This window comes from Flavobacterium piscis, assembly GCF_031457575.1.
Classification (GTDB): domain Bacteria; phylum Bacteroidota; class Bacteroidia; order Flavobacteriales; family Flavobacteriaceae; genus Flavobacterium; species Flavobacterium piscis_A.
On sequence record NZ_JAVDWQ010000013.1, the window covers coordinates 14,143 to 34,239 of the forward strand.

Consider the following 20,097-nt stretch of genomic DNA (forward strand, 5'->3'; position numbering starts at 1 on the left):
AAGTGAAAAACTGTTAGCAGAAGAATAATATGCTTTTTTGTAATTTAATGTAGTAAAATTAAGTGTAAAATTATAAAAAAGATATAGTTTGTTAAAATTATTATTAATTAAAAGCTTTTTTTATTCTGTCCAGATCGCGTTTAGTATCCTGTTCTTTAAGCGATTCACGTTTATCGTAGTTTTTCTTTCCTTTGCATAAACCAATTTGTAGTTTTGCCAAACCTTTCTCGTTGGTAAATAATTTAAGGGGAACAATAGTTAAACCTTTAGCCTGAACACTCTTTTGAAGATTTTTTAATTCTTTTCTGTTCAGAAGTAACTTTCTTTCACTTCTTGATTTATGATTAAATTGGTTTCCAAAAGTGTACTCTTCAATATAGGTGTTGATAGCAAAAAGTTCATTATTACTAAATTCACAAAAGCTTTCGGTAATATTTGCTTTTCCTAAACGAATAGATTTGATTTCAGTTCCTGATAAAACGATTCCAGCAGTATAAGTGTCGATTATTTCATAATCAAACCGAGCTCTTTTATTAAGTATATTGACAGTTTTTAACATAGGTTGACAAATTTAGGAACAAATAAACGAAAGTGCAATTGTTTTTATATAAATGATATAAATTTGCATTATGGAAAATCAAAAATCAAAAGACCCGTTGCACGGTATTACACTTCAAAGCATTTTGGAAAAACTTGTGGATTACTATGGATTTGATACATTAGGTGAATTAATTCCAGTCAAATGTTTTAATGAAAATCCCAGTATAAAATCCAGTTTAACATTTTTAAGAAAAACAGACTGGGCCCGAAAAAAAGTTGAAGATTTATTTTTGAAATCGCTTTCCAAATTCCCTAAGGATTAATTTAATTTATAGGATATCATAACTCCGCCGCGATAAATTAACCATTCACCACTTTTATTCCAGTTTTTTGCTGTTTCATATCTTCCTGAAGTTCCGTCATTGTAATGACCGTGATAAAATCCTTGGTGCCAGCCACCTCCAATAAATACATCCAAAAGTAATTTGTCGTTTATTTTTAAATTATAACCTACAGTAGCACCTAATCTATACCCAAAACCTTTTTCGTATTTATTAGACTCCCAGTAATTCCATTTTTGTAATTCATAAATGTCCGGGCCTGCATGAGCACCTACATAAAGACCATTATATTTTTCTTTAAAGTGATACCGGACTTCAGGGGTAAAAGTATAAAATTTCATAGGCTTTTTTCCGTCAAATGAATTCCAGAAAGAAGCCATTACATCAAAACTAAAAGTAGTTTTTTCTCCAATACTGGTTTCTATACCAACATTAGGTATTGCTGCTAATGCAGTAAAACCATTTATTTTTATATAAGTTTGACTTTGTGTGGAAATTGAAAAAAGAAGAACAATTGTAATAAGTATTTTTTTCATGCGTAAGGTTTTAAAACAAGACTTATTTTCTTGTTTTGCGTGCAAATATAACACAATAGCTCAATTACTATTATGGAGCCTGATTACTTTTTTGTATTTTATTTTAAGTTAATTGTTTGGAATTTCCTTATTGCTTAATAATGAATAAATTACCTTATCCAGAAATTTGCCGTCATAATACTGACATTCTTTTAAATGTGCTTCTTTGATAAAACCGCATTTTTGCAAAACCTTTTCAGAGGCTAAGTTTCCCGGATCAATTATAGCTTCAATTGAGTGAAGTTTTAAATCATCAAAACCATATCTGATTAATCGGCATACTGCTTCTGGAATAACTCCTTTTCCATGAAATTCAGGCAATAATATATAACCAATTTCAGCACGATAATTTTCAGGCTGTATTCTGTAAAAGCCAATAATGCCTAATAGTTTAGAATTATCTTTCAAAGTTATTCCCCAATTAATACCTTCATTCAGAACAATTTTTTCTTCAATAAGGGCAATATGTTCGAGCGCATCTTCAGGAGTTTTTACCAAAGGTCTCGGAATGTATTTCATTGTTTCCGGATTGGAACGTAATTCAAAAATTTCATTTATATCATCGTTTGTAATTTGTCTTAAAATCAAGCGTTCTGATTCTATAACCGGAAATGGGGTAAAATTGAAATTCAACATAGTTATGAATGATTATTTAAATTGATATTATACTTCATTTAGCTCATTATTATTTCTTCTGAAAAAAGCAATTTGCATAAATAGAGATAATAGGATAGTTAGTATTGCACCAATAAAATTCAGCCATAAATATCCTAATTTTTCCTGTCCGCTCGGATAAATATATATCATAAAGTAATAGATGATAAAAATTGTTATCTGACTAATTATGGCGCTGTAAAACATAGGTTTAGCCTGAACACGTCGCAGATAAAATCCAACTAAAAAGATACCCAAAACTGTTCCGTAAAAAATAGACCCAATAATATTGACCAACTGAATTAAATTTTCAAACAAAGTTCCGACACAGGCAAAAAGGATGGCAACTATTCCCCAGAAAAGCGTGAAGAATTTGGTCGCATTGAGATAATGCTTTTCAGATTTTTCGGTTTTCAGGTTTCGTTTGTAGATATCTATTGCTGTGGTTGATGCTAAGGCATTTAAACCCGAAGCTGTTGAAGACATCGCAGCAGAAATAATTACAGCTAACAATAAACCGATCAGCCCTTTAGGTAAATAATGTAAAATAAAATGGAAAAAGACATAATCCTTATCGTTGGTTTCGCTGTTGCTATCGGCTTTATAAATAATTTCTTTTGCCCGGTCCCGTAAATCTTTTTCCTTGTTGGATAAAGTAACCAATTCCTTTCGGAGAATTGGATTGTCATAATCCTGATTCAATTGTTCGATATATAAAAGATTGATTACTTTTTTATCTTCGGAGAGTTTTTCCAATTTAGTTTCCAAAACATGATATTCTTCTTTAAAAGCAGATTTTTCAATGACAATTTTATTATTCGGATTGAAATTTAAAGGAACAGGATTGAATTGAAAAAAGACAAAAACCATCACTCCTGTTAACAGTATAAAAAACTGCATCGGAACTTTTAAAAGTCCGTTCATGATTAATCCCATTTGACTTTCCTTAACTGATTTTCCTGATAAATAACGACCAACTTGCGATTGATCAGTTCCAAAATAGGCAAGCATCAGAAAAAAACCACCTGTGATTCCGCTCCAAAAAGTATATTTTTCTTCAGGATCAAAAGAAAAATCCACAATATTCATTTTGTCATTGGCACCAGCAATATGCATGGCACTTGAAAAAGTCATATCCTGCGGCAAATAATGCAAAATCAGAAAAAAAGTGATAAACATTCCGGACATGATTACAAACATCTGTTGCTTTTGAGTCACATTTACGGCTTTTGTTCCTCCTGAAAAAGTATAAATGATAACCAACACACCAATAATAATGTTCATAAAAGTTAAATTCCATCCTAAAAGCGCTGATAAGATAATTGCCGGAGCATAAATAGTCAAACCTGTGCCTAATCCTCTTTGGACTAAAAATAAAATAGCGGCTAACGAACGTGTTTTTACATCAAATCGTTTTTCCAGAAATTCATAAGCCGTAAATACTTTATTTTTATGATATAACGGAATGAAAGTGACACAAATCACAACCATGGCAATGGGCAATCCAAAATAGAATTGTACAAAACCCATTCCGTCATGATAAGCCTGTCCCGGAGTAGATAAAAAAGTAATAGCACTGGCCTGGGTGGCCATTACCGAAAGACCTACGGTATACCAGGGTGTTTCGTTGTTTCCTAAAATAAAATCCTCTACATTTTTACTTCCCTTTGTTTTCCAGGAACCATATCCTACAATAAACAGAAGCGTAACAATCAGTACAATCCAATCAAATAGTTGCATAATTTATGAGTATAATTGCATGATTAAGAAAAAAATAACGATGTAAACTGCATTAGCTACTAATACGTAAGTATAGCTTTTTTTCCATTTTTTTTGTTTTTTAGCTTGCATCTTTGACTTTTTAGTTCTTTAATTCTTGTTTTGGAGCTTCTATAGGCTGTTTCAGAGAAATAATATTTGAAAGTAATCGGTAAGCCCCGGAAACACCTTCCGGTAATTCCCTGAAAAAGCTTAAACCAGTGTAAATGTAATATCCTTTTCCGTATGGTGCTACTAACAAAGCGCCATTTTTAGCTGATTCACCTTTATCATGCGAGGATAGGATAGGAGTAAAGGCAGCGTCAAATTGATTTGGATAATATAATCCCTGTTCCTGTGTCCAGCCTTCAAAATCTTTTGTAGTGATTTTGTTTGGCATGTTTAAAACGGGATGATTTGGTGCTAAAAAAGTGATCTTGGCATTTTCTTCCGTAACACGGTCGTTTGAAATTTTAAGTGGATAAGGAGCAATCTTATCGGTTATTAATCGACCATTAGTATTGTATTGGACAATCATGGTTTTTCCCTTTTTCACAAAATCAAAAAGAATGGATTGTTTGTTAGCCAAAGCATTTATAGTGTTGTAAGTACGAACTCCGGTAATCACTACATTAAAAGAATCCAGTTTTTCAGGTGTAATTTCTTCGGGTTTCAAAATAGTGACTTTGTAGCCCATCTGGGTAAGACTTTCCGGGACTTCATCGCCTGCCCCCATAATATAACCAATAGCATCTCCGGTAGTTTTTAAATCGATTTTTAAGAATTTTGATTCAGCAGGTTTTAAAACCATTTGTTTGGTAATATGTTCAAAATCAATTATAATTTCATCTTTATCAAATCGTTGATTGTCAACAATAACAATGCTTTTTGCTACAGCTTCTTCAAAATTTGCCGGAGGGGTAACTTCAAAATAAAAAGTTTGCTCCATTCCCTTTTTACTCAGGGTAAACGGAATCTGCTTTGGAGAAACTATCCAGTTTTTAGGCAATTCTAATTGTAATTTTCCTTTTATATCATCTTTACCGGCACGGACTTTTACCGGAATCATTTTGCTTTTTTCATCCTTGAAAATTAAAACTTTTTCAAGGATTGAACTCGTTACTTCTGGTATAATGTCCGGAAAATTATACATTTCCCCTTTTACTCCGTCATTATATTTATAAACAACAGTTCGCTCAAACGGAATTCCAATATTGTTGATTCTAACATTAAAAATAACTTTTATTTGTCTGATAATATCCGGAACTCCAATGTTTTCCTGATTGGAAACGGTGTACATACCAACAGTTGCATTTTCCTTTAACCAATAGGGTTGTGTATATTCTAATGTATTTGGAAGCTGAATTTCAAGCTTTAATTTCTGATCATTATTATTTTTTAAAACACTATTTTGAACCGTAGTTTTATTATCAGGTGATGAAGTTACACTAACCAACTGCATGTCAACAGCACTTCTGTTGATGGCTTCAAGATTTAATTGGATAGTGCTTCCGGGTGTGGCTTCCTGTTCTTCGGCAACGGCTTCCAGATATAATCCGGAACTGGATGCAATAATACTTTTTATCGCAGCAGATTTTAAAGTTTTCCAATGCGTATCTTCCAGAGACTGAATCATCGAATAAGCTTTTAGCAAATCAGGAATACTGGCTGATGGATTACTGAAGTTGTAATTCGAAATAATTTTTGAAATTAGTTCGCCAATTGGTTTCCCGTTTTTTACACGATTCCACGAAGTATCAATGCCATCAAACAAATCATTACGTTCTTTTGGCTTTTCACCATTTATAAGTTCCAGATATTCAGTTTCATCACCACGTGCTCCTGTACTTCCAAAACCTTGCGACTGGTGACGGCTGCGGCTTAAAGCTGCAATTTCCTGATTAGATTTCCCAATTCCAGCATAATAAACACCCGTTTCTAATGTGGTGAATTTAGACTTGTCAGCTCTTTCAAATTTTTCCTGACTTCCGTAAAACCACCATGATGGATTAAAAAACTGACGTTTTACCTGCCATGGACTTACGTATTTTAGTTGTTCCGGAAATATTTTTGGATTATTTGTTAAATTAAAACTTTCTATACTCAACATGGCTGATGAAGTGTGGTGACCGTGGGTAGTTCCCGGCGAACGATGGTCAAAACGGTTGATAATGACATCAGGCTGGAATTTTCTGATTGTCCAGACTACATCAGCAAGTACTTTGTCTTTATCCCAGATTTGCAGGGTTTCATCAGGATTTTTAGAAAAACCAAAATCATTGGCACGTGAAAAAAACTGTTCTCCACCATCAATTTTTCGGGCTTCAATTAATTCCTGGGTTCTGATAACGCCTAATAATTCACGTAGTTGTGAGCCAATTAAATTTTGCCCGCCATCGCCACGGGTAAGCGATAAATAACCGGTTCTGGCATTTACTTCATTCGATAAATAGGATATCAAACGTGTGTTTTCATCATCAGGATGTGCTGCAATGTATAAAACAGAACCTAAAAAGTTTAATTTCTGAATTTGATTGTAAATTTCAACCGAATTAGGTTTTTGTGGCTGTTGTGCAAAAGAAATTTGAATACTGATAAAGAATATTAAAAATGACTGTATTTTTCGCATAGCGTGATTCGTATTTTTGAAAGAGCTCCAAAAATACTAATTATATCCTTGAACAGTATTTAAATGAAATGTTAATGTTCAATTTTTATCTGGAGCTATTTCCAGCTGCCTGCTATATCTTTTGTGCCAAACCCCGGCACAAAAGGTAATTGCGAGAGCAATTCGACCATCTGGGCTGGGGCTTTAGGTTTCATTAGAAATATTTAAAAAATCACTCAGAACCTTAGCAACTTAGAATCTCAGTACCTCTAATAAAAATACTTTTTCCTAAACCAAAAAGCCACATTCACAAGTGCAATCAAAGCCGGAACTTCTACCAAAGGGCCAATAACACCTGCAAAAGCCTGCCCGCTATTAATTCCGAAAACACCAATGGCAACCGCAATTGCTAATTCAAAATTATTACCTGTGGCTGTAAAAGCAATCGCTGTACTTTTCGAATAATCAGCACCAAAATACTTTCCGGCAAAAAAACTGATTACAAACATGACAACAAAATAAATCACCAAAGGAATCGCAATCCGAATAACATCCATCGGAATCTGAACAATTAATTCGCCTTTCAGGCTAAACATAATTACAATCGTAAACAACAAAGCAATCAGGGTAATTGGAGAAATAAACGGAATATATTTATTCTGAAACCATTCTTCTCCTTTAAGTTTTATCAGACTATAACGGCTTATGATACCAAGCGCAAACGGGATTCCTAAATAAATACCCACGCTTTCTGCAATTTGGGCAATGCTTATATCTACATTAAAACCAGTATAGCCAAAATAGGGAGGCAGAATAGTGATAAAAATATAAGCATAAACGCTATAAAGCAAAACCTGAAAAACACTGTTTAAAGCGATTAATCCTGCAGCATATTCACGGTTTCCATCAGCCAGGTCATTCCAGACAACGACCATTGCAATGCAACGTGCCAAACCAATTAGTATTAAACCAATCATGTATTCCGGATACCCTTTTAAAAACAAAAGTGCCAGTGTAAACATTAAAATTGGCCCGACAATCCAATTTAGAAATAAAGAAGCGCCTAAAACTTTTGTATTCTTAAAAACAGCTCCCATTTTTTCATATTTTACTTTTGCCAAGGGGGGATACATCATCAGAATGAGTCCAATTGCCAGCGGAATATTGGTAGTTCCGCTGGAAAAAGAGTTAATGAAATTTCCGCTCGACGGGATAAAATAGCCAATAGAGACACCAATTATCATGGCAAGGAAAATCCAAAGGGTTAGAAAACGGTCAAGAAAACCAAGTTTTTTTCTTTCTACTACGGGAGCACAATGATTTATAGCCATATTATTTTTTTATTTGAGAGAAAACATAAAACATTTCAGTTGCAATTTGAAGACTGCGTTCCTGATATTTCTCAGCTTGCTGTGGTGTATTATCAAAAGCTTTTGGGTCTTCAAACGTAATCGGGATTCGTTTTTCAGCTCCTGCAATAAAAGGACAACCGCCATCAGCTTGCGAACAGGTCATAATGGCTGCAAAACCACTTTCAGGATTAAATTCATCATCATACGCTTTAGAAAAACCTATAATTGGTGATTGATTTTCAGTGAACTTTATGGCGTAAACCGGATTATTCTCTTCTGAAAGTTTTTGAATTTTAAAACCTGTATTTTTTAAAGTTTCGGCAACTTTCGGAAACATGGCTGTAGCTTCTGTTCCGCCGGAATAGCAAAAAACATTTTTTATTCCGTAATAATACGCCGCTGTTTGCGCCCAAATCTGCGACAAATGACTTCTTCTGGAATTATGTGTACAAATTAGATTCAGTCGGATATCTTCTTGATTATTGACTTTTAGCTGAATAAAATCGACAAGTTGTTGTAATGAGTTTTTACGTTCTTGGGTAATTTCTTCAAAAGAAAAAGTTTGAACTAAAGTTTGAATTTCCGGGAATAAATTGTTTTGGTTTGACATTTTTATTTAAATTAAAGTTTAACAACAACCTCCGCCAGGTGTGCAAGAGTTAGTACTATCGGTATTTAATTGAGTAAGTTTCAATTTTGGTTTTTCAGACGGGATTCCGCATTGGTCCTGTGCCAAACATGCTGTTTTTTTATTCAATAATTGAAAATCTTTACCATTAAAGCCTAAATCATATTTTCCAATTGTAGTATCCTGATATTCAACTTCAATTTCAAAATCTTCAATCCCTAAAACTTTTTCGGAAAGTTCTATAATATGAACTAATTTATTTGGTTTTAAACGATGTTCAAAATCATTGGCATCCCAAAGTTGGAAGTTGACAACTGTTTCTTTACGAACAGTTCCGCCACAATCAATGAAGTTTTTTGTTATTAAACCTACTTCAGTCACATGAAAATGTTCCGGAACAAAGTTCCCGTTTGGCAGTTGAAAATTTACAGTTTCTACTGTTTCTAGTATTTGTTTAATTTCTGAAAGTTTCATAATAATTTATTTAGTTATTTATTGCAATATTGCGATATAATGAATGTAAAAAAGTATTTTAACAACATTTAAATTGTAGTTTTTTAAAATAAAAATTGAATTTTGGTATGTAGACCAGAATATGCAGCAAGCCAGTTAAAATTGAGCCAGGCAAAAGATTTAAAGCAATTATTTTAAAAAGAGTATAATTTTCAAATTGCTCAAAACTATTTTGTAAAACCATACTATCGTTCGTTAAATGGATTTTAATAACTAAAAACACGGTAATACTGGCAAAATGGAACCCGTTTAGAAGAAGGTGAATAATGTATTCCCAACGAGGTAATCCGCCCATAAATTTACGACTGTCTTTTTCTACATATGCATCGGCCATTAATGTGATAATATCGAGAAAAACTAATGTCATTGCAATAAAAAACATACTGTTATTTTCGATTCGGATAAACAAAGAATAAAGAATGCAGGAGAATAAAACGGCTCGTATAGTGTGCGTTAAGTGCTCAAACTTACTTTCTTTTTGTTCGTGTAAACGGTATTTATAAAGATGTAAAAATACACCATCAAATAATGCTAAAACGGAATAGGCAATAAGTAAAGCAGATGAGAGAATAAAAGCTGTTTCCATATTTTAGCAACATTTTTGGTTAGTAACCGTCATAATTATTTTGGAAAAATAATCTTTAAGAATATCAAAAGTCTTTTCATCAATACAATAACAAATGGAATTTCCTTCGATGCTTCCTTTAATAAGTCCTGCGTTTTTTAACTCTTTTAAGTGTTGAGAAATGGTGGGTTGCGCAAGAGGCAATTCGTTTACGATATCCCCACAAATACAAGAGTTTACTTTAAGCAAATATTCAATAATTGCAATTCGGGCAGGATGCCCCAATGCTTTTGCAATTATTGCGATTTGATTTTGTTTGTCTGTAAAATAATCTGTTTTAGTTGCGCCCATTGTTTTATTTTTATATTGCAATATTACGATATTGTTTTTTGTAAAAAAAGAAAATAGCTAAATATTTTCTTTTTTATTGTTTTTGTTTTGGCTTCTGAGTTTTTTATCTACTGTGTTTCCATCTTTTATGTGTCCATAAATAATATTCCGGTGCTTCAAGAATTTGTTTTTCAACTTCTCTCAAATACATTTCTGTAATATCAAAATTTTCATATTCTTTTGGATTATCACAAATTGGGACAAATGTAGCTTCATAATATCCTCTCTTGATTTTTTTTACTTTAATGAACATGACACTTGCATCATACTTTTTGGCTAACATTTCAGCCCCGGTATGAACAGGAACCTCAATACCCATAAAAGTATTCCAATGAAATATACGATCAAACTTAGGAGATTGGTCACTGGCTAAACCATATAATGCCAAAATTCCTTCTCTTTGATTCTGTGCCATAAGCGGAATCGTTTTTTTTGTCTCTACTAATTCTGTACCGTATTTTGAACGTATTTTCCGGACTAGTTTGTCAAAATATGGATTGACAACTTTCTTGTAAACTCCAATTGTTCTAAATTTTAATTTTTTTGTAAGAGATAAAAGCCATTCCCAGCTAGCATAATGGGAAGCAAATAAAACAATACTTTTGCCTTTTTGCTCATAATCTCTTATGACTTCTATATTTGTAACGGTAAATCTTTTTTCCATTTCTTTAGGAGAAATACTCATTGTTTTTATCATTTCCAAAAACATATCACACATATGCTGATAAAATTTTTTTTCGATAATTTTTCGTTCCCCATCACTTAAATGAGGTAAAGTAAGTACCAAATTTGTACGGACAACTTTTTTACGATATCCTAAAATATAATACACAAGAAAGTAAACACAATCTGAAAACCAATAAAATATGCGAAAGGGAAGTATTGAAATAAGCCAAAGAATTGGGTATGCCAAAATATAAACAAGAAATTGCATCTAAACTTTTTTTTACAAAGATAAAGTAAAAATGAATAAATTGATATATTTTAGAGTCTGACTGACTTGATGACATAATCAGTATCTTTACAGTTAAAATAAGATAGAGTTTATGAATAGTATTTTGATAGGAATTATTGTTGCAAATGTTTTGATTAGTTATAAAGGGCTTAACGATCTTGCTTTTTTTAGAAAATATGAGTTTCACGTGGGAAGTATCCGATCCGGAGAGCAAATCAGAATGCTTTCTTCTGGCTTTTTGCATGTTGATATAATGCACCTTGCGTTTAACATGCTAACATTATGGTTTTTTGCTCCAGTAGTTTTTAACTGGTTAGGAAATTTTTCTTTTATTCTGGTTTATTTTGGGAGTTTAATCTTTGGAAGTTTACTAACTATGATTTTTCATAAAAACGATTACAGTTATCGTGCGGTTGGTGCTTCAGGAGCTGTAACTGGTGTGCTGTATTCTGCTATTTTATTACAGCCAGATATGATGTTGGGAATCTTTTTTGTAATTCCGATGCCAGCTTATCTTTTCGGAATTTTATATTTATTATACTCTATTTACGGAATGCGGGCCAAAAATGACAATATAGGACATACGGCACATTTTGGAGGTGCAATAGGCGGGTATTTAATTACTTTGATAAAAGTTCCTTCATTATTTGCTGATCATACGGTAATGGTTGTTTTATTGGCTATTCCTATTTTTATACTTTTTGCAATGGCTAAATTGGGGAAATTGTAATGCTTGGCATAACTTTTGAAATGCCATTATCAAATAACTTAAATATAACAAAAATGAAAAAATTAGTATTCTTTTTAACAATCATGTTTATGACTATGTCTTACAGCCAAGAAACCAAACAAATTCCTCTAATCAATGTAAATGGGGAAGGAAAAATAAAAGTTGCTCCTGATCAGGTTTTGGTCTCAGCAACAGTTGAAACAAAAGGAAATAATGCTAAAGACGTCAAAAAGCAAAATGACGAAAAAATGGATGCGGTCTTAAAATTCATTAAAAAAATGAATATTCCAACAGCTGATTTCAGAACAAAACAAGTTTCATTGAATCCTCAGTATGATTATGAAAAAAAGAAAACAAGTTATAATGCAGTACAAACAGTAGAAATTATAGTTAAAGATTTATCTAAATATGATGAATTGATGGAAGGTTTAGTACAACAGGGAGTTAACCGTATTGATAAAGTTTCTTTTGAATCATCTAAATTAGCGCAACACCAATCAGAAGCTAGGAAATTAGCGATTAAAGATGCTAAAGCTAAAGCAGAAGATTATGTTTCGGTTTTAGGACAAAAAGTTGGTAAAGCTTTTGTAATCTCTGATAATTCGCAAATTTATCAACCACAGCCCATGTACGCTGCAATGAGAATGAAAGAATCTGCAGATGCTGGTGCTTCAAACGAAACTCTTGCTATTGGAGAAATTGAAATTACTATTAACGTAAGTGTGAGTTTTATTTTAGAATAGCAATTATTTATTTTACAAAAAAAAAAGGGGCTGTCTAAAAGTATGGACAGCCCTTTTTTTATAAGGTAGACAGATTAAATATCTAAAAAAAGCTTAAAAAACTGCAATTTTCCCTGTTTGTATTTCGCCTGAGCTTGTAATTATTTTATAGATATAAATTCCTGAGGCAGTATTTTTTAGATTGATGTTATTGGTTTTTGAAAATAACGGGGAAATAATAGTATTTTGTCCACTAGTATTGTACAAATAGAAAATAGCATTTTCTTCTTTTTTGGCTTCAATATTTAATTCTTCATTTTTGCCTAATAGTGTGGGGTGGACAAAAAACAAATCATTGCCTAAATAATTAGTATCAAGAATTGGAGAACTTACTATATTATTGTTTTCTAAAATTATATTTATTTTGTATTTATTACTGCCTTTTATGGGGGCAGCATCTAAAAAAGAGAATGTTTTTGAATTGACATCATTTATTGTGCTAATAACACCTTCGGCATTATTAATTATTTTTACTAACTCAATTCTTTTGATATTATACAAACTGAAAAGACTGGCATTAATCTTTACTTTGTTCTCCTCGTAAACTTCTGCCAAAGTCAACTCAAAATAACAATTTGAGTTTTGAGCATACTGTAATGTTGATTCACTTTTTATTCCTTCGCTATTGTCAAATATAGGAATGACAGTGTAAATTTTTTCATCAGTATAGGTATAAGTAGCGTTTGTTGTTTCTTCTTTAAATTCTAAATGATCTCCTGTCAGTTGATAGATATTAAATGAAGCAACATCGGCAGGTTTGTCCCAATTAATTTCTGTTGTGCCATCACAAACTAAACTGGTACTGATATTCAAATCATAAGAAATTGTAAAGCTATCAGAGATATAATCGGTATTATCAATAGTCATTTTTAATTTTGCTTTTGAAAATTTTTGTTCAGTAGGGGTATACATAAATTGTTCACTATCCAGATTTATACCATTTGCAATAATTTCCCAAGTCTGCCCATTATTGTGACTAATAGACAATTGACCAGTGGTACCAGAAAATGAAGAATCCCATTTGAAAGGGGAAATAGTCTTACCATCATAGGGAAAATTATCATTACTAACAGGGTAATTCCATTCAAATCGATTTTCCAATTCATATTCGTAAGCGATGCTGTATTCCTGAGAAGTATTTGAGACATATGAACCCATAACATTGATAGTATAAGATCCGGATGCAGGGTTTTCGATAGTCACTTGCTCTATAGTATTAATTTTATCTTTTCCTCTTACAGCTGGTTGCTCAGGAATATCAGGATTAAGAACCCATGGTAAAAAAGTGTTGTTGTCAGCCGAAATAACTTCCATATCTAAATCGTTTACCAAACTTATATTACTGTTGATTGCAGCGGGCAAATCGTTCCAGACTAATGTGATTTTTAAGTTTTTCGCATTTACCGGAAGCGTAATAGTATGTGAATTTGTCTGACCAGATGTCAAATTACCGGATATAATTCTATTTTCGCTGATCGTTTTTAAACTTTTATCAGCATTGATATTACCATAACCATAGGTGAAATCCGGACCTGTGTTACCTAAATCTTTTGCACTATTAATTAAAATTGCTTTTGTAAGGGCATTAGTCAAAGAGATATTGTTTATAGTTTTATAATATTGTTTCATAAGAGTAATAATTCCTGTAGCTAATGCTGCAGAATTTGAAGTTCCTTGTGTGCTAAAGGCTACTAACTCTGGTTTTATTCGGCCGTCATAGGCTGGGCCTTTTGAAGAAAACGGCATAATTACTTCGTTTTGGTCAATACAGCCCAATACAATACTATTTTTGGATTGCTTAAAATTACCAGTAATAGATTTATACCCCTGAAGTCCAATATTACCAGAGGAAAAACAATGAGTCAAATCTGTATTTGAGAATAATTGCAAGTCATAAGCATTAGCGAGTGATCCATAAAAATTCTCAATCTCTGTACCGTAGGAATGGTTTTGAGTGGCAGCACCTTGTAAAGTTACTACTTCGTCAGGATAGATATTCAAAAAGTCAGACGATTGTATCTTAGCCTTTTGAGCGACTCCTTTTCCTAATGCAGAACTATTTCCCAATCCGGAAACTATAGTTGCCATAGCAGTTGCATGGCTCGATACAATAGGGGATTGTACTGGGGAAGGAATGTGCTTATTTAACAGATCAATATCATTTACATCAAAAAAATCATCTTTGATCGCTACAATTTGATTTTCGCCTGTTAAAAGAGGAAAATTAGTATTGGCTTTATTTATATAATTGATGCTAAAATTTTGATCTATTATTTTAGATTCACCTTTTGGCTGCAGCGATTCTTGCGAAATAGAAGAAACACTGCTCAAATCTACAATCTCATCAATTATTTTTTTGGAATCACTTTTTATGATTACAAGATGGTTATCTAATATTTTGATATCAGAAATGTTCATTGATTTCAAGTCAGTAATTAACGCTTTGATAGTATCAGTTGCGATTATGTACTGCTTGTCTTCCGTATGACTTGAAAAATTTGATGGTAATTTCCATAAACTATTAACCGGGAGAATTTTTTTTAAAGGCTGATTAGATTTTAAACTTTCATTTTCAACAATACAAAAAGTACTGTCGAGTTTTTTTACAACCTTGTATTTGTTGTGATGCGCATTTTCTAAAGATGTAAAATAGTATTTCTCAAATTTTATTTTGCTTTCTTTTTTGATGTATTGTTTCCATTTCTCAGAGCTTTGTGAGAGACTGATTGTTGTTATCATAAAAAGGAGAAAAGTAATTCGTGTCTTCATTTACTGTAGATGTTAGGTCAATTATAAACATTCTCTTATCAATGGTACAAAAAAACTGGCTGGTACAGCTGTTATCACTCTTAATTTAGATAAGGCAAAGATGAAATTTGTGCTTCATAATTTCTATTGAAAATATTTACCCGTTGTAGGTAAGCCAAAGTTATTAAAATTATTTGTAAAAAAATTATGATTTTTTTTATTCAGAATCTTCAAAATCTGTATGTGTAATATTCTTTTCACATAACCATTTTGTACTTTAAATCCTGCAAAAATTGTAAAACTATTTTTTAACACCTACGAAACAAAATAAAATATTGAAATTATTATTATGTGTAACAAGCTGATTTATATTAACTATTGATTTTACTGGGGCTGTAGTAATAATATGATAATTATTATCTAAAATCCAACATAAAAATTATTTAACAAAAAATGTTAAATCTGTTGAATAAGTATTTTAATATTAAAAAATAATTAAATTTGGGGTATAAATAGTATTAATATTTTGTAAAGACCCCTTATTTATCAACTTATTTAAACAACCAAAACCTATTATGAAAAAAATTAAGTCAATTTTAGCCTTATCATTTATAGCGCTAACACTGTTCTCCTGTAACAAAGAAGAGGAAACAACTCATTCAAATCAGGAATCTCTTAAAGTAACACCAGAAGTGTTAAGTAAAATTAGTTCATTATCACTAAATAACTCAGATGTTCAGGTGATTAAACACACTAAATTAGACGGTACCATTGAAGATGCCTTCTTAGTAGAGGGAGATATTATCATCACACAAGATCAATTAAACAAAATGGATCTTCACGGAGGTATCACCACAGAACAATATCGCACTACTAATTTAGTATCTGCTCCAAGAACTATCAGAGTTGTTGGATTATCAGGGACTGGTACAACAGCTCTGACTACAAATATGCGTGCAGGATTGCAAGCGGCAATAAACAGATACAATAATTTAGGATTGTCTATTAACTTTACATTAACCTTTAGTTCAAGTACTTCAGGTGCAAATATCGTTGTAAGAAGACAGGTCGGATCTGCCGGTGGAGTAGCAGGTTTTCCTTCAGGAGGAGCGCCTTATAATTCAGTTACCTTATATTCCGGATTAGAAAGTTATTCAACAGGTGTAAATGCACACGTAGCTGCACACGAAATAGGCCACTGTATTGGTTTACGTCATACAGACTGGTTCAGCCGTCAAAGCTGTGGACAGAATACAAACGAGGGAACAGCCGGTGTAGGAGCAATTCACATCCCTGGAACACCTACAGGATATGATTCAACATCTTATATGAGAGCATGTTTCGGTTCAAATGAAACTGGAGCTTTCAATGGTAATGATATTACAGCCCTGAATTATTTATATTAGAAGTTGAATTAGTGTTGTCTTTACAAAATACAAGAGGCTGTTTCATAATTTATGAAGCAGCCTCTCTTTTATTAGATGTCCCGTCCTAAATCGTTTGTTATTTCTAATTAATAATCCTGGAATTAGTTTACAATAAGAGTATTGTGAGTTTCTAAAAAGTTAATTCGAAAATCAGTTAGAAAATAAACCCGGAATTTATAAATAGATAAATCCTCGTAAAGTAAAAAATGGCGTCTACTCTCTTAAGTTGGCACCATTTGGCATTTGCGGACGGTAAACTAAAACATCAAATTCGATAATTACTAGGCGATTATAAAGATTGAAAACTGCCTTAAATGCAAAAAAACCTGCGAATCCTAGGATTTGCAGGTTTTACCACGTTTTTTCGGGTTTTTGAAAAGATTGAAAAAGCTGCCTTTTTACTTCTTTTACCCTTTTTGTGGGGAGAGCAGGATTCGAACCTGCGAAGTTTACACAGCAGATTTACAGTCTGCCCTCGTTGGCCGCTTGAGTATCTCCCCGAAGCTGGTATTAATGCGCTTTGTTGTTCTAAGCGGTTGCAAATATATAAACGTTTTTTTTGTTTGCAAATTAAAATTGAACTTAATTTCAAGTTATTTTTTAACTTATTGGTATTGAATAAAATAAAATGAACACTTCTCGGAATATTGTTTTTAAAGTTAAATATGTTTTATTGAGAGGCAGTAAATAGATTAATTATTTTGAATGAATTAAAAAACATCATATTCAGGTTTTTATTGAACTTAATGTATATATACGAAGGAAATTAAATATTTTAATATTAAAAAAATACATATTTAGTAAATTCTTTTAAAATAAAGCAAATTTATCATTATGAAAAATAACGATAAATTTGTTTTTAAACGTCTTTTTAGGTTGGTTAACGAGAAAATTTCTGCTAAAAAAGTTAATAATCTAATTTAGTACCTGTAATCACAGGTGTTTTTATAAAAATCCTACAAACTGTTAGCATGAAAAAATTAATACTTACATTCATAATCATCCTCTCAATAAAAGTGGATGCCCAAGAGCCTATTCAGGAATTTAATTTTAACGGTACACTTGATAATACAAAAAACTCCATATCTTTTATGGGTACTGAAAATTATGTTGCGGATAGGATGGGAGTTGCGTATAGTGCTCAAAGATTAACTAATAGGGCATTAGAAGCAACAATCGATAATTTACCACAGAATAATAACCCCAGAACTATTACAATATGGGTTAAAATGAATGATATTTCATCGGCAAATTATATATGGGGATATGGTACTGCATATAATACCCAATATTTCGGATTATTACATCAGGGAACAACTTCATCAAATTCAGATTTAAGTCTGGCAGGTTGGGGAGCATCAAATGATATTATTGTTAATACACCTTTAGAAATTAATACGTGGTATAACTATAGTATAACTTTTGACGGAAAGGCCTCAAAAATATATAGAAACGGTCACTTGATAAAATCAGTTAAAGGAATTTTACGCAATACAAAAGGATCAATATTCAGGCTGGGTGAAATCAATACAACGGTAGGCATTAAAGCTGACATTGATGATTTGAAAATATACAACGTTGCATTATCAGATTTGGAAATACTGAATTTATATAATTCCTCAAAACCATCATCAAAAGAAATAGTTTTTTTAGAAAATAAGGAAAATATGCCTGTTATAAAGGAAGTTTCTAAACTTGAGACAACTTCTAAGATTGTTCAAAATCCTGGTACACTTATAAAGAGAAAACCTCTAAGACTAAAGAAAATAGAAATATTTTCGCAAGGCGAAAAAGTTTTAAGCAATAATTCTCAGGAAATAAATATGAATGACTTGCCAGAAGGAATTTATTTATTAAAAGTCACTAATGTTCCTTCTAAAAAAGTTTCAACCAAGTGATTTAAAAATATCTCTGAAACTTTCATAAATTTATACAAAAGCAAGAAAGGCTATTCATAATGAATAGCCTTTCTCTTTTTTATTCAAGTTTTAAAAAAATTGTAATTAAAAAAAACAGAAATAAAATAATTCAAATTTATTTAAAAAGTAAAAACCTTACGAATTTTAGAAATTACTTTTTTAAACGGATTGTCTTTAAACAATTAATACATTTATTTCAAAAACAAAAAATTAATTTCACGGCAGACCCTTTGGTTGATAATAGTTTTATAGAAAGTATTCAGTCTTAATTAAAGTCCCCACTTTTGTATCGTTTTTGATAAACTGAAAACATTTCCAGGCTTTAACCGTAGGTGTTACTATCTTTTTTTTGAAGATTCAACAAATGAATGAATCATCTGCTCATTAGTTTTTGTTTTATAATTAAAAACCATAAAAAAATGAGCGACAAATTTTTTAATTTTTCTCAAAAAAACATTTTTTAGGTTAATAAATCAGTGAAAGAAAATCAATCTGAAATACAATAAAATAAAATGTATCTTATTGATTTCTAGTGTATAAAATTACTTATTTTTTTTAAAAGCAACTGTTAAAAAATGTTATTTTTTATTTTAAGAATTTATTATACTGTTTTTATAACTATTTGTAAAGACATACTATCAATTTGAGTAGGTGAAAATGTAAAAAATGATTTATTTTTACACTAAATAATTTATTTAAATCAAACAAAAGAAATGGATTGGATAACTGCAAGAGAATTCGAAGATATAACCTATAAAAAATATAATGGTGTTGCAAGAATTGCATTCAATCGACCAAATGTAAGAAATGCATTCCGCCCAAAAACAACTTCAGAATTATATCAGGCATTTTATGATGCACAAGAAGATACTTCAATAGGTGTAGTGTTGCTTTCTGCTGAAGGACCTTCAACTAAAGATGGGGTTTATTCATTTTGTAGTGGTGGTGATCAAAATGCCCGTGGCCATCAGGGATATGTGGGTGATGATGGTCAACATCGTTTGAATATTCTGGAAGTACAACGTTTAATTAGGTTTATGCCAAAAGTTGTTATTGCTGTTGTTCCCGGATGGGCAGTTGGCGGAGGGCATAGCTTGCATGTTGTATGTGATTTGACACTGGCAAGTAAAGAACACGCTATTTTTAAACAAACAGATGCTGATGTTACCAGTTTTGATGGGGGATATGGATCAGCTTATTTAGCTAAAATGGTTGGGCAGAAAAAAGCACGTGAAATTTTCTTTCTTGGAAGAAATTATTCCGCACAGGAAGCTATGGATATGGGGATGGTTAATGCTGTAATACCGCATGACGAACTTGAAACTACAGCTTATGAATGGGCTCAGGAAATTCTTCAGAAATCGCCAACTTCTATAAAAATGCTGAAATTTGCAATGAATCTGACAGATGACGGAATGGTAGGGCAACAGGTTTTTGCCGGAGAAGCAACCCGATTAGCGTATATGACTGAAGAAGCAAAAGAAGGAAGAAATGCTTTTTTAGAAAAAAGAAAGCCTAATTTTGGCGAGAATAAATGGTTACCATAAAAAAGTTATAAAAATTGTTTCAGTTTCAGGTTTAAAGTTACAAACCTGAAACTTGAAACCTGAAA

18 protein-coding genes and 1 tRNA gene are annotated in these 20,097 nt (G+C 32.0%); 6 read left to right on the top strand and 13 right to left on the bottom strand.

Annotated elements, in window-relative coordinates; translation table 11 throughout:
- Nucleotides 1-103: 103 nt before the first annotated feature.
- On the bottom strand, nucleotides 104-559 hold the full coding sequence (smpB, locus tag J2W48_RS16910; protein WP_310282861.1) for an SsrA-binding protein SmpB: 456 nt from the start codon (nucleotides 557-559) through the stop codon (nucleotides 104-106).
- Nucleotides 560-629: 70 nt separating this feature from the next.
- On the opposite strand from smpB, the gene J2W48_RS16915 reads away from it, so the two are divergent.
- Nucleotides 630-863 (top strand): VF530 family protein, encoded by a 234-nt coding sequence (locus tag J2W48_RS16915; protein ID WP_310282862.1) that lies wholly within the window; start codon nucleotides 630-632, stop codon nucleotides 861-863.
- Here the strand turns inward: J2W48_RS16915 and J2W48_RS16920 are convergent.
- From J2W48_RS16920 to J2W48_RS16965, 10 genes are all read right to left on the bottom strand, one after another.
- On the bottom strand, nucleotides 860-1,417 hold the full coding sequence (locus J2W48_RS16920) for a DUF3575 domain-containing protein (protein ID WP_310282863.1): 558 nt from the start codon (nucleotides 1,415-1,417) through the stop codon (nucleotides 860-862). The genes J2W48_RS16915 and J2W48_RS16920 overlap by 4 nt on opposite strands.
- Nucleotides 1,418-1,525: 108 nt before the next feature.
- Nucleotides 1,526-2,092, bottom strand: a complete 567-nt coding sequence (locus J2W48_RS16925; protein WP_310282864.1) for a GNAT family N-acetyltransferase — start codon at nucleotides 2,090-2,092, stop codon at nucleotides 1,526-1,528.
- 27 nt (nucleotides 2,093-2,119) lie between these two features.
- Nucleotides 2,120-3,850, bottom strand: a complete 1,731-nt coding sequence (locus J2W48_RS16930; protein WP_310282865.1) for a sodium:solute symporter family protein — start codon at nucleotides 3,848-3,850, stop codon at nucleotides 2,120-2,122.
- Nucleotides 3,851-3,971: 121 nt separating this feature from the next.
- Nucleotides 3,972-6,497 carry a PIG-L family deacetylase gene (locus J2W48_RS16935; protein WP_310282866.1) on the bottom strand — a complete coding sequence of 842 codons (2,526 nt, stop codon included), beginning with the start codon at nucleotides 6,495-6,497 and terminating at the stop codon, nucleotides 3,972-3,974.
- A 248-nt stretch (nucleotides 6,498-6,745) separates the two neighbouring features.
- Complete coding sequence (gene arsB / locus J2W48_RS16940) at nucleotides 6,746-7,807, bottom strand: ACR3 family arsenite efflux transporter (protein WP_310282867.1); 1,062 nt, start codon at nucleotides 7,805-7,807, stop codon at nucleotides 6,746-6,748.
- Nucleotide 7,808: 1 nt separating this feature from the next.
- A complete protein-coding gene (locus J2W48_RS16945; RefSeq protein ID WP_310282868.1) occupies nucleotides 7,809-8,438 on the bottom strand; it encodes an arsenate-mycothiol transferase ArsC in 630 nt (209 codons plus the stop codon).
- 18 nt (nucleotides 8,439-8,456) lie between these two features.
- Nucleotides 8,457-8,930, bottom strand: coding sequence for a DUF6428 family protein (locus J2W48_RS16950; RefSeq protein ID WP_310282869.1), 474 nt, complete (start codon nucleotides 8,928-8,930; stop codon nucleotides 8,457-8,459).
- 58 nt (nucleotides 8,931-8,988) lie between these two features.
- On the bottom strand, nucleotides 8,989-9,555 hold the full coding sequence (locus J2W48_RS16955) for a hypothetical protein (protein WP_310282870.1): 567 nt from the start codon (nucleotides 9,553-9,555) through the stop codon (nucleotides 8,989-8,991).
- 3 nt (nucleotides 9,556-9,558) lie between these two features.
- Complete coding sequence (locus J2W48_RS16960; protein WP_310282871.1) at nucleotides 9,559-9,885, bottom strand: ArsR/SmtB family transcription factor; 327 nt, start codon at nucleotides 9,883-9,885, stop codon at nucleotides 9,559-9,561.
- A gap of 103 nt (nucleotides 9,886-9,988) precedes the next feature.
- A complete protein-coding gene (locus tag J2W48_RS16965; protein ID WP_310282872.1) occupies nucleotides 9,989-10,858 on the bottom strand; it encodes a lysophospholipid acyltransferase family protein in 870 nt (289 codons plus the stop codon).
- Between the two features lie 112 nt (nucleotides 10,859-10,970).
- On the opposite strand from J2W48_RS16965, the gene J2W48_RS16970 reads away from it, so the two are divergent.
- Complete coding sequence (locus J2W48_RS16970) at nucleotides 10,971-11,609, top strand: rhomboid family intramembrane serine protease (protein WP_310282873.1); 639 nt, start codon at nucleotides 10,971-10,973, stop codon at nucleotides 11,607-11,609.
- 53 nt (nucleotides 11,610-11,662) lie between these two features.
- Nucleotides 11,663-12,352: an SIMPL domain-containing protein gene (locus J2W48_RS16975; RefSeq protein WP_310282874.1), complete on the top strand. Its 690-nt coding sequence runs from the start codon at nucleotides 11,663-11,665 to the stop codon at nucleotides 12,350-12,352.
- A gap of 93 nt (nucleotides 12,353-12,445) precedes the next feature.
- Here the strand turns inward: J2W48_RS16975 and J2W48_RS16980 are convergent, their stop codons facing one another.
- A complete protein-coding gene (locus J2W48_RS16980; protein WP_310282875.1) occupies nucleotides 12,446-15,160 on the bottom strand; it encodes a S8 family serine peptidase in 2,715 nt (904 codons plus the stop codon).
- A gap of 554 nt (nucleotides 15,161-15,714) precedes the next feature.
- Between J2W48_RS16980 and J2W48_RS16985 the strand changes: the two genes are divergently transcribed.
- Complete coding sequence (locus J2W48_RS16985; protein ID WP_310282876.1) at nucleotides 15,715-16,545, top strand: M57 family metalloprotease; 831 nt, start codon at nucleotides 15,715-15,717, stop codon at nucleotides 16,543-16,545.
- 440 nt (nucleotides 16,546-16,985) lie between these two features.
- Here J2W48_RS16985 and J2W48_RS16990 read toward each other — a convergent pair.
- A tRNA-Tyr gene (locus J2W48_RS16990) sits at nucleotides 16,986-17,066 on the bottom strand.
- Between the two features lie 471 nt (nucleotides 17,067-17,537).
- On the opposite strand from J2W48_RS16990, the gene J2W48_RS16995 reads away from it, so the two are divergent.
- Together J2W48_RS16995 and J2W48_RS17000 are read left to right on the top strand one after the other, a co-directional pair.
- Nucleotides 17,538-18,464 carry a LamG domain-containing protein gene (locus J2W48_RS16995; RefSeq protein WP_310282877.1) on the top strand — a complete coding sequence of 309 codons (927 nt, stop codon included), beginning with the start codon at nucleotides 17,538-17,540 and terminating at the stop codon, nucleotides 18,462-18,464.
- A 734-nt stretch (nucleotides 18,465-19,198) separates the two neighbouring features.
- Nucleotides 19,199-20,032 (top strand): 1,4-dihydroxy-2-naphthoyl-CoA synthase, encoded by an 834-nt coding sequence (locus tag J2W48_RS17000; RefSeq protein WP_310282878.1) that lies wholly within the window; start codon nucleotides 19,199-19,201, stop codon nucleotides 20,030-20,032.
- Nucleotides 20,033-20,097 lie beyond the last annotated feature (65 nt).